General features: G+C 48.1%; 8 protein-coding genes, 1 pseudogene and 1 CRISPR repeat array. Of the genes and pseudogenes, 8 read left to right on the forward strand and 1 reads right to left on the reverse strand.

From position 1 onward, the window contains the following. The 3 genes and pseudogenes from EOJ37_RS01110 to EOJ37_RS01120 form a co-directional block, all read left to right on the forward strand. A pseudogene (locus EOJ37_RS01110) lies at nucleotides 1–359 on the forward strand (hypothetical protein); the annotation flags it as partial. Between the two features lie 61 nt (nucleotides 360–420). Continuing rightward, nucleotides 421–1,431, forward strand: a complete 1,011-nt coding sequence (locus tag EOJ37_RS01115) for a hypothetical protein (RefSeq protein WP_127956780.1) — start codon at nucleotides 421–423, stop codon at nucleotides 1,429–1,431. Between the two features lie 495 nt (nucleotides 1,432–1,926). After that, a CRISPR array of direct repeats spans nucleotides 1,927–2,856; the repeat unit is 29 nt; unit sequence GTTCACTGCCGCACAGGCAGCTTAGAAAT. Between the two features lie 213 nt (nucleotides 2,857–3,069). Next, nucleotides 3,070–3,339: a PAAR domain-containing protein gene (locus EOJ37_RS01120; protein WP_127956782.1), complete on the forward strand. Its 270-nt coding sequence runs from the start codon at nucleotides 3,070–3,072 to the stop codon at nucleotides 3,337–3,339. Nucleotides 3,340–3,534: 195 nt separating this feature from the next. Here EOJ37_RS01120 and EOJ37_RS01125 read toward each other — a convergent pair whose 3' ends face one another. After that, nucleotides 3,535–4,794, reverse strand: a complete 1,260-nt coding sequence (locus EOJ37_RS01125) for a hypothetical protein (RefSeq protein WP_127956784.1) — start codon at nucleotides 4,792–4,794, stop codon at nucleotides 3,535–3,537. A gap of 810 nt (nucleotides 4,795–5,604) precedes the next feature. Here EOJ37_RS01125 and tssB point away from each other — a divergent pair. The 5 genes from tssB to EOJ37_RS01150 are packed head-to-tail and all read left to right on the forward strand — an operon-like array spanning nucleotide 5,605 to nucleotide 11,393. Beyond that, a complete protein-coding gene (gene tssB / locus EOJ37_RS01130) occupies nucleotides 5,605–6,102 on the forward strand; it encodes a type VI secretion system contractile sheath small subunit (protein WP_127956786.1) in 498 nt (165 codons plus the stop codon). Between the two features lie 27 nt (nucleotides 6,103–6,129). Then, nucleotides 6,130–7,674, forward strand: coding sequence for a type VI secretion system contractile sheath large subunit (gene tssC, locus EOJ37_RS01135; protein WP_420820605.1), 1,545 nt, complete (start codon nucleotides 6,130–6,132; stop codon nucleotides 7,672–7,674). Nucleotides 7,675–7,687: 13 nt separating this feature from the next. Next, the gene (gene tssK, locus EOJ37_RS01140) at nucleotides 7,688–9,040 is read left to right on the forward strand and encodes a type VI secretion system baseplate subunit TssK (RefSeq protein WP_127956790.1); all 1,353 of its coding nucleotides are present in this window, start codon (nucleotides 7,688–7,690) and stop codon (nucleotides 9,038–9,040) included. After that, nucleotides 9,037–9,726: a type VI secretion system protein TssL, short form gene (gene tssL / locus EOJ37_RS01145; RefSeq protein WP_127956792.1), complete on the forward strand. Its 690-nt coding sequence runs from the start codon at nucleotides 9,037–9,039 to the stop codon at nucleotides 9,724–9,726. Before tssK ends, tssL begins: the two co-directional genes overlap by 4 nt. Then, complete coding sequence (locus tag EOJ37_RS01150; RefSeq protein WP_127956794.1) at nucleotides 9,723–11,393, forward strand: OmpA family protein; 1,671 nt, start codon at nucleotides 9,723–9,725, stop codon at nucleotides 11,391–11,393. Before tssL ends, EOJ37_RS01150 begins: the two co-directional genes overlap by 4 nt. The last annotated feature ends 385 nt before the right edge of the window (nucleotides 11,394–11,778 follow it).

Below are 11,778 nucleotides of genomic sequence, written 5' to 3' on the forward strand. Positions count from 1 at the left end.
AACTGTTGCAGCAAGCCTATCAGGAAGTGTGGCAGGCGATGCAAAATAAGGATATTAAAAAGTTAAAACAACTGTTTGCTTACTCTGGTCGTGCATTTGCCTATGTCACCAGCTCTACAGAAGATAAAGTACTCAATGAGCACTTTGTGGATATCACCAATGGCGCTAATTTCAAAATGCAACCGATTAATTGGCAAGCTTACGAAGCTAACATAATGAATAAAGGGCGTATGGTCAGGCTGGTTAATAAATCAGACTTTGATTTTTCACCATTACTATATTCCCGTGGTAATAATGCTCTTGCAGGGTTAGCCCCTTTCTTTTCACTAATCAATGGCCGTTTTGTCATTGTGATATAACCGGGGTAACACCGTGCGGTGGCAATGCTGACCGCACGGTGGTTTTAAGGAGCACGCGATTATGATGATTAAAAAAATCGGGCTACTTTGTAGCACGCTATGGCTACTCACCGCCTGCGATGCGGCTATGCCAACCGCCAAAATTAAGTACCGTAGCCTGTTTGATATCGATGGCGTGTTCTGCGCCATTAAAACCAATGGTGTACTTAGCCAGGATAACCGTGACGATATTGCTGCCGGTGAACCCTACGGCACCGGCAGTACTGGTTCAATGCTAGTGATGGAAAATGGTGACAATGAAATCACCCTGGAAGTGGCGGCATTTAACTGGTTTAAACCGGAGATCACCGATGCACAACAGAAAAACCGCTTTCAGCCAGATAACTACTGCACACTTAAACTGATCAAACTGACCGGCACACAACCGGAAGAGATTAGCCAACTTAAAGTCACCATTGACGCACAGGGGCAACCGACTGCCAGTACTTCAGTGGTGAAACCGGCTTACACTGCCATCAATCGCCCAATTACCATGCAGCAGCGACAGGAGACAGCACTGCAGCCAGGATTTATTCCTGAGAATTACTACTCACCTGAATACTACCCTGAGGGTATGCAGGTCTATCAATTTACCCGTATTGTTAATGTAAATGGTTTACCCGAGTGGCCGTGGGTCAAGGCCACTCCCTATACCGATACCCCTGAACAGCGCCAACTGTTGCAGCAAGCCTATCAGGAGTTATGGCAGGCATTTAACCAGAAAGATCTGAGTAAAATTAAACAGCTCTATGGATTATCGATGAAAGCATGGGCATATTCCACTGACTCTGATGAGGAGGAAATATTCACCAATGGCAACTTTGAAGAAAGAGTAAATAGCCCTGACTTTAGAATGTTACCGATTGATTGGTCAGGGTATGAAGTGGTCATCATGAATAAGGGTCGTATGGTGAAATTAATCAACAAATCGGAATTTGGTTATTCACCCATACTTTTCATTCGAGAAAAGAAAATTTTCACCTACAACCCCATTTTCTCTCTGATCAATGGCCGTTTTGTCATTGTGATATAACCGGGATAACACTGTGCGGTGGCAATGCTGGCCGCACGGTGGTTTTAAGGAGGCCGAGATAACCGCAAAGACGTGGCTGCGGGTGATCCTTATGGCACCAGCAGCACCGCCGCCATGTTATTTATGGAAAATGGTGACAATGCAATCACTCTAGCAGTGGCGGTAGTTAACTGGTTTAAACTCCAGGGCAACATCACGAACATTTTTCACACCACCGATGAAAGCCTATCTCGATTTACTGAGCAGTTCGACGGGGCAAAGGTAGCGTAACTTGTTTGTTTTTGGCCAAATGCAGCAGGCAGCGGTGAGTGAAACGTTTGATGCGTCTGGTTTGAGTCACACGGCGACGGTTGCTTGGTTTTGACCCTTTATTTTTGCGCTTTAAAAATATTGATTAAATACAAATGGTTGCAATAGGTGATTTTTAATAGGGTAAAAAGACGATTTTTATCCTAGCTACCTGTTGTAACTTATTTTTATTGGTTTATTCTATCGGTTCACTGCCGCACAGGCAGCTTAGAAATGCAGTTCACCACATGAGCATCTGATATTCCAGTTCACTGCCGCACAGGCAGCTTAGAAATTCATACTCAACCGCTTCAGCCGAGGCATGAGGTTCACTGCCGCACAGGCAGCTTAGAAAAGGCTGGCATCAAGCGTTGCACCGTCGGCAAGGTTCACTGCCGCACAGGCAGCTTAGAAATCATGCATCTCTACCGCTCTTGCGAAGAACGGAGTTCACTGCCGCACAGGCAGCTTAGAAAGATAAGTTACTAAAGCTGGCCGCCAAGCGTGGGTTCACTGCCGCACAGGCAGCTTAGAAATTTAGCGGCATACGCGCAGTAGGTCACGAAGTGTTCACTGCCGCACAGGCAGCTTAGAAATATCGGTTTGATGTGACGCCGCCAGAATACCCGTTCACTGCCGCACAGGCAGCTTAGAAATATCAGGTCAATAGCCAAATCCTCATTGCTATGTTCACTGCCGCACAGGCAGCTTAGAAATCTAAGTTGATGGTCTTTAGTGAGAACAGGCCGTTCACTGCCGCACAGGCAGCTTAGAAATGTGGTGCGGTGACTGGGCGGGCTACTCACAAGTTCACTGCCGCACAGGCAGCTTAGAAATTTAACTAATTGATTTTGTCATTAAACGGTTTGTTCACTGCCGCACAGGCAGCTTAGAAATTACCCAGCTCTGGATAATCGCGCATTAGCGTGTTCACTGCCGCACAGGCAGCTTAGAAAAGCTAAGATGGCTTGCACCATCTCAGAGTTGAGTTCACTGCCGCACAGGCAGCTTAGAAAGCTGTTATTCTCTTCATGTATTGTTGATAATGGTTCACTGCCGCACAGGCAGCTTAGAAAGGCAGTCACATAGCTAACCGACGGTGCCAATGGTTCACTGCCGCACAGGCAGCTTAGAAAAATAGATAGCGGTCATAACGGATCACCTCTGGGTTCACTGCCGCACTAGTTCGCTAACACAAGGAGTGGATATGAAATACAATGCTTTGTTTTATAAAATTTAATTCAAATCGATTAGCAACCGTAAGAACCATTGGTTAAAATGGTGGCACCTTGCAGCGCTGTGCAATAAAATTGCTTTTTTTAATGAGATAAATAACAAAAAGGAATTAATATGTTAAACAACAACGTGATAGTTAAAGGCGATATCACTTCTCACGGTGGTGAAGTATTGGAAGGATGTGACGATATCCAGGTGGAAGGAATACCGGTGGCATTGATCGGGCATCGTGTTTCTTGCCCGCGCTGTGAAGGCACTTTCCTGATTGAAGCCGGCGGCGCCACGCTACAAGTCAATGGTCGGCCTGTCGCGCTGGAAGGAATGCACACTAGCTGCGGTGCTCAGTTGCTCGCTAGAAAAAAAAGCCTGAATGCACGCAGCTAATCAGGGTTGATAGCCATTATTTGTGGTTTGATTCGTCAAGCTAACTCGAACTACAGCGTTCATCGTAGCAATCCCCTCCCCCTGTTAAGCATAGATATCTACACATCGCAGAGGGAGGTTTACCTGTAGCACCCGCCTTACGACAAACCGTGCGCGCCGATGTCGAACGCGCCCCCCTACAGGCACGGTGTTAGCTTAACGCTGCACAACCCTGATAATTGCATAGGCTTGATAATCACCGGGTTTAGCCTCTTGCACACCACAGAGACGAAAAGCAACTCTACCGGACTGTTCCACTGAGCCCTGCCCTTCAATCGTAGGTAGCTCAACTGCATCCCGACCGTCAAAATACATGGTGGTTGCAGTCTGTTCCGCGCAGTTGCTCGGTGGTGTTCCCGACCAGTTGCCGACAATCGATAATTTGCCATCACTCTCCGCGACGCCCAACATCCTGGCATCACTGCTGATACCTTTTGAGCTATTCAATGCATCGATAGAAAGATAGGGGGTCATCGGTAATGGCGAACTGACACTACCATCGCTACAAGAAACGGTGTAATCCAGCACAGATGTCTGCTGTTGACTATCCAGATCAACGCTGGTTTTTGGCATATCGAGACTGCAAGAGTAGTTGGCAACGGTGATTTTTACATTAGAAACTAATTGGTTATATTTATCCCCTATTAATTGAAGAGCATAATCGCCGTGGTAGATTGGCGGTACGATATAGTGTCCTGGCTTCAGCCCTCCTGCGGGTGCATCAACTAAAAATTTAACGTTAACACTTGAACTTGCTGTCACTGCCGCAGCATCGAAGTAATCTGGCAATTCGCCACTACCTACACTGTTAGGGCAAAGGATATAACCACTGCTCTGTGTTCCATCCAGATTTGATGACAATTCTCGCTTATACTGATAATTCTCATCATAGACACTCACCGACCATCGCCCTGTCCGAAAAGCCACTTTACCAATTTCCAACCCGCCATCCTTTAAAGTACGCACCGATTCTCCTGAACCATCAGCCAGTAACACAGCACCGCTCCAGGTGCTATTGTCACCTTCCTCAATATTCAGTTTGATACCGTATACGCCAGAATAACCCATGGCTACGCTAGCAAGATTTTTAAACATACATCGGCTGGTGCTGTTAGAAATGGCAGGATAGCCATAAAGATCTCTAAATAGAGTATCATGCAGTGCTCGAGCAGGAACGCTTGAAGCCACTGTGTTGGTACTACCAACAATACCGGCACGATCACCCTGCACGGTGGCGCTCAAGTCAACCGCCTGTGCCGTAGCTAATGCCCCCAGGCCATAACTGAACGCCAACAATGAGGCAACCCAACAACGCGTTATCGACTGACTATACCAGATGGTTCTCAACCGTAGTTCTGACATTGCATTAACGGCTTGGTGATGTGTTTTCTGGCTACTGACACCATCTTTTTTCATTTATTTTACCCTGTAACATCAATTTATTAAAATAGAATAAACAACTTATTATTTTTATTACTCTTAATTTACCATCCGCTATCAAATGAATTATTTTTATGTAATTTTTATTATAATCAATACCTTAATTTAAAAAAGCAAACTATTTAAGTGCGAAAAAAATTCGCATGATTGCATTCATATCGTTACATATGGAAACTAAACCACAACAAAACAATTGATAAAAAAACTGACACAATTGGCAGAAATTATCGATTGATGATATACAAATTGACTTTGTATTCTTATTTAAAATAAATTTTTATTTATTTACTCCAATTCAAACTGTCAACTCATTTGCTATCAAATTTGATACAACATCATGCTGAACGGATTGCAGCACCAACACGCTCAGCGAGGTGCTCTCATCAGCAAAAGTATGACAACAAAAAAATGTAACATCGCGGTTGTAACATTAACAATTATCATCTACCAACCCCGATCGCGCGATCCCTTGCCACATCAGCGTTGGCAAAGCAAAAATAAAAAGCCTTAGCAATCACAACCGTGTTCGCTGTAACAGTCTTCCCTATTTGACATGCCTTGTTACTCTATTCAGTTTCACTCATCTAATTAACATTTCTACACTGCCAGCACTTAGCAAAAACACAGTTTTCCTTAGATCTGATTTCTGCCTGCTATTGATGGGTGTGCGGGTGAGCCGCTCAGTTAATCGCCAGATTACCGATCTGACCAGGTTTATCACTGTGAGTTGATAGCATGAAACAGGCGTTTTTCTTACTCGTATCGATCTCTTGAACAGGGTTAACTATGTCCAATTCTTATCAAAATGAAGTGCCAAAGGCGCGTATTAATATCAAGTTAAATCTTCATACTGGCGGAGCACAAAAGGCTGTCGAGCTGCCGCTCAAGCTGTTGGCTGTGGGCGACTATAGCCACGGAAAAGAGAAACGCCCGTTGTCAGAACGCGAAAAAATTAACGTTAACAAGAACAATTTTGACAGCGTATTGGCTGATTTTAATCCTGAGTTGAATCTGGTCGTGGCTAACACGCTGGCCGACGATCAAAGTGAAACCACTGCCACACTGCGTTTTTCAGCGATGAAAGATTTTGAACCCGAACAGGTGGCGCGCCAGATCCCTCAGCTACGCGCCATGTTGGCAATGCGTAACCTACTGCGTGATCTGAAATCCAATTTGTTAGACAACCGTACCTTTAAGCAGGAGTTGGAAGCGATCCTGCGTGATGAAGCATTAACCAATGAATTGCGCACCGAGCTGGCCGCATTAGCAGCCCAACAACGTTAATTGATCACACGGTTCAGGAGAATGCCAATGTCAGCATCAGAACAATCGACTATCCATACTCAGCAAGTGATCAGCGAAGAGCGCCCGGCTGGGCAGAGCGTTTATGCCTCGCTGTTCGAAAAGATCAATCTTAATCCAGTCAGCCAGTTGAGTGACCTGCAGAGTTGGCAAGATCAGCAGGCCATGGCAGACGCCAGTACCGATGAGCGTATTACTGCGGCCATGCAGGTGTTTCTTGAGCGCATGCAGCACAGCGGCACCCGGATCAATAAATTGGATAAAACACTGCTTGATCATCATATCGCCACGCTGGATGAACAAATCAGCCAGCAACTGGATGCCATTATGCATCACGCAGAGTTTCAGCGCCTGGAGTCACTCTGGCGCGGTGTTAAATCATTGGTCGATAAAACCGATTTTCGCCAGAATGTGCGGCTTGAGCTGCTCGATATCAGTAAGGAAGATCTGCGCCAAGATTTTGAAGATAGTCCGGAAATCACTCAGAGTGGGCTATATACCCAAACCTATATCGCGGAGTACGACACTCCCGGTGGGGAACCTATCAGCGCGATTATCTCCAACTACGAATTTGATGCCAGTTCACAAGATATTGCGTTGTTGCGTAACCTGTCGAAAGTGGCAGCTTCAGCACATATGCCGTTTATCGGTTCAGTCGGCCCAGCATTTTTTCTTAAAGAGTCCATGGAAGAGGTCGCGGCAATCAAAGATATTGCCAATTACTTTGATCGTGCCGAATACCTTAAATGGAAGTCATTCCGTGACACCGATGATGCCCGCTATATCGGGCTGACCATGCCGCGTGTACTTGGTCGCCTACCGTATGGCCCCGATACTGTGCCGGTACGCAGTTTCAACTACGTCGAACAGGTGAAAGGCCCCGATCACGACAAATATCTCTGGACCAATGCCTCGTTTGCCTTCGCTGCCAATATGGTGCGCAGTTTTATCAATAATGGTTGGTGTGTGCAGATCAGAGGGCCACAAGCAGGCGGTGCAGTGCAAGATCTGCCGATCCACCTTTACGATCTAGGTACCGGTAATTTGGCCAAGATCCCGTCTGAGGTGATGATCCCGGAAACGCGCGAGTTTGAATTCGCTAACCTGGGTTTCATTCCGCTCTCTTACTATAAGAATCGTGATTATGCCTGCTTCTTCTCTGCTAACTCGAGCCAAAAGCCCGCGCTGTATAGCACACCAGAAGCAACGGCTAACAGCCGGATCAACGCGCGTCTGCCCTACTTGTTTCTGCTTTCGCGTATCGCTCACTACCTGAAGCTGATCCAACGCGAAAATATCGGTACCACCAAAGATCGGCGGTTATTGGAATCGGAACTGAATAGCTGGTTACGTGGGCTAGTGACGGCAATGACCGATCCCAGCGACAGTCTGCAAGCTTCACACCCGCTGCGCGATGGCAAGGTGGTGGTCGAAGATATTGAAGATAATCCCGGTTTTTTCCGCGTTAAGTTGTATGCCGTGCCGCACTTCCAGGTTGAAGGCATGGATATCGATTTGTCGCTAGTTTCACAAATGCCAAAAGCAAAATCCTGACATCGGAGTGACAATGAGAATTGAGCGGCCGCTGTGGACTCGCGGGATCATGGTTTCCCCACAACAATTTCAGCAACAGGCAGCGCTGGAAGCCTGGACGAATCAGTGTATTGCAGAAATGGCTCTGCTGTATCCCTGGGGAGTGTTGCAGGCAACATTCTCCGCTCAGGCACTGGCGCTTGGGCGTTTGCAGGCAGAATGCCTGCGTGTCCGCTTTGCTGATGGGGTCTTAATTGATACTGACCACGCTGATCCGCTACCACCGACGCTCACTTTGGCAGAGCATCTGCCGCTAGAGAGCAGTGAAACCACCGTGATGCTGGCACTGCCTCTGTTATACGCTAACGGTAACAACTGTTTGCCTATCAATGGCGCCGCTTCTCGTCCAGTGCGCTATCGCCAGGCCTGGAGTGAAGTCCAAAACCATTATAGCGATGATAAAAAACCGATTGCTGTCATGCAGTACCATCTCACGCTCCGGCTTTCGCAGCAGCAAAATAGCGATTATCAACTCTGCCCAGTGGCGCGTTTAGTGCGTAATGCCAAAGGGCAGTGGGTGCAGGATAGCGAGTTTATCCCACCGCTATTAAGCCTGAATGCCAGCCGCTGGTGTAACGAACAGTTGGAATTGTTGCTGGTTCAGCTACGGGCTAGAGCGCGTCATCTAATGACGCTGCGCCGAGAAAATAATCACCGTATGGCCGATTTTGCCGTTGCTGATGTGTCACTGTTCTGGCTGCTGAATGCCCTGAATAGTGCAGAACCGATTTTGAGTAGCTTTCAGCGTAATCCACAACTGCCACCCGAGCGACTCTATCTCGAGCTGGCACGTCTGGCAGGCAGCCTACTGACTTTCTCGCTCGAGTACGACGTCAGTGCCATCCCTGATTATCAGCATGACAACTTAACCGCTGTATTTCCGCCGTTGTTCGGCCTGCTCAATACCTTGCTGGAAGTCAGTATGCCTTCACGCGTGGTGGCGATTGAGTTGCAGCATGAGCCACGGGTGAATCAGTGGCGAGCGACACTGCATGATCCCCGGTTACGTGCGGGGGTGGATCTCTATCTCTCGGTACGTTCCAGCCTACCGGCAACACAACTGCAAACGCTGTTGCCGCAACTGTGCAAAATCGGAGCGCCGGATCAGATCAGCAATGTGGTTAATGTCGCCATCAGTGGAGTTCCACTACAACCACTTAGCCATGTACCCGCTGCGATACCGATGCGTTTGGGCAACCACTACTTCTCGCTCGATGTCAACCATCCTGCTGCCAAACAGATGCTGGAGGTCGGCGCTTGCACCCTCTACGTGCCCGGTACCTTAGGCGAGATCCAACTCGAACTTTTTGCGGTGTTACCATCATGAGCCGATTCACAGCCCCAAACACAGCAGCATTGGATATTGACCTATTACTTCAGGACACCTGGTTACAGGCGATTGACCTACAGCAACATATTGAATTTAGTGAGGGTAGTGGCAAACTGTTCTGGCAGCGTTGTGTTGACAATATCACTCGCCACCGTCAAGCGCTGCTGGCTGCTGGTCTCAGTGAACAGAACTGCCAGCACATTATCTATGCCGAATGTGCATTGCTGGATGAAGCTGTCAAGCGGCGTGATATGCAGGACGATGCCTATTTTGTCTGGTGTCACTCGCCACTGGAAGCGCACTTTTTCAACACGCTGGATGCCGGTAATCAGTTCTATCAACAACTGGAAACCGTGTTACAACAACCAACACCGGAACGCCATGTGCTGACCTGTTTTCATCGCGTGCTGATGCTCGGATTCGTCGGCAAGTACGGGGTGCAGAACCTTGCTGAGCGACAACCGCTGATCGAACAGCTTTCGGCACAGATCACCCCGTTCAATTTCACTCCGTCACAACCGGTGCTCGCTATGCCGAAATCAGCCAGCCGCCTTCAGCGCTGGCTGCGTCGGTGGCCATTGCGTCTAGCCCTGGCCACAATGTTGGTCGCTGCACTCTGGTTGTCACTCAATTACTGGCTGGCTGATCTTGCAGCGCCACTCTTATTGGAGCCGATACCATGAAGCAGAAATGGCAATGGGTACTCTGGCTCTGGGGAGGATCACTGAGCGCGATACTGTGCTGGTTCTTCCTGCCACTTTCACCCGGCGAACGTGCAGCGCTACTGCTGCTGGTGTTGCTGATTTCACTATGCGGGATCTGGAGCACGGCACGTAAGCCACACTCTGTCGCTGCACAGCAGTTGTTTAACCGCTTACCCCCCGAAAATTACCGTCTACCGATTGTACTGGTCTGTGGCGATGAATTGGCATCTTGGTTTGGTGAAGAGAGGATACAGCAGCACTCACAAGGCTGCTGGTTACGGGTCGAGGAGATCAATCAGCTTAATAACAGCGCCCAACTGCTGATTGAACATCATCCTGATTGGCTGCAACAGTTGAGCGTGATGGTGACGATCAACCCGCAACACCACCACAACCAACGCACACTGGCCAGTTTACTGTGTGAGTTACGCTGGCAACTGGTGCAGTTGCGCCAACAGACGCAGTGTGATGTTCCGCTGCTGTTGTCTAGCCGTATCGAAACTGCGCTCGCCAGCAGCCCGATCTGGCTGTCTCAACACGCGGAAACCTCGCTGACGCTGTGGCCAAACATGGATACGCCACAAACCTTAAGCCAGTGGCAAACGACAGGCGATTCGGAACAACAGGCACTGCGTATCCGCCAAGCTATTCTGCTGCATAGCCAGTATGACTGGTTGCAGGCACATGTACTGCCGGCACTGCAACAGCAAGATGATGGTTTTACTGGCCTGACACCACAACAAATACTGTTGCAGCAGGTCGCGCCATATCAGCAGAACAGCGAGAATTCGCTGTGGCAACAGTGGTTAAGTGCCCAGACCGCATTAACAACACAGCGCATACTGGGTGAACACCGCCAGCAGACAGGCAACCGACTGCTGCCACTGCCCGACTTTGTGCTCTCGGCGCTACCGCGTGGCAGTGGAATTTCCAGTCGTCAACGCGTGTTATGTTTTGGCATCAATATGTTGGCCATCACCGTTATGCTGGCACTCTGTAGCAGTGGTTGGCAGAACCAGCAATTATTACAACGCATAGCTTTCACCTTGCACCACTATCAGCAGGTAGATAAACAGAATACGGTGCTAACAACTTCAGCACTCAACATGTTACACGACGAAATTGCCCTGCTGGATGATCAGGTGCGTGAGGGGGAGCCGCTGCAACTGGGGCTGGGACTTTACCAAGGTAAGCCGTTACTGCATCAACTGGTAAAAACAATAAAAAACTACCGTCAACCCATTCAGGCGCCGCAAACCGTGCGTTTAGACAGCTTATCGCTGTTTGATACCGGGAAACCGGTATTAAAGCTGAACTCAAGCAAAGTGCTGATCGAAGCATTAATCGATATCAAAACCAAACCTGGCTGGCTAATTGTGATCAGTGGCCACACAGATAACACCGGTAATAGACAAAAAAATGAGCAACTCTCACTAGAGAGGGCACACGCTGTGCGTGACTGGCTGGTTGAAAATAGCGATCTCTCCCCTGCCTGTTTTGCTGTGCAAGGCTATGGTGAGAGTCATCCAATTGCCAGTAATGACACCAGCCAAGGGCGCGCAGCAAACCGTCGGGTAGATATTACCCTCATCCCTCAAACTGATGACTGCCAACAACAGAGATTACCGCAGGAGATAGATAGATAACCGCTGCCGATGAATAAATAGCACGTTATCACCCGAATAAACCGTAGCAACAGCCGTTTTACAGTTAATACAGATAGCATCAAAAAATATGACCTGATTGACCTTATGAGCCTCGGTCTACTCAATAGAGAAAACGGCTATGGGCGGTAGCGTATTTATTGCCAACACCGGGAAATATTGGCACTGCAACACCAGGACCTATGTTTAACATCAACCAAGATGGCTAACACCGTAATCGGAAATAAGAACCACCAGCAGGGATGATAAGCAACACAACACCAGGGGTTACTGCTTAAACCACAGGGAAGGCGAATCAACAACAGGGAGCATAAGAAGCACAACATCAGGGATATATTGATTAAACCAGTTACCGAGACTAAAACCA

It is taken from the genome of Serratia microhaemolytica (assembly GCF_004011885.1).
GTDB classification, from domain to species: Bacteria; Pseudomonadota; Gammaproteobacteria; order Enterobacterales; family Enterobacteriaceae; genus Serratia_G; species Serratia_G microhaemolytica.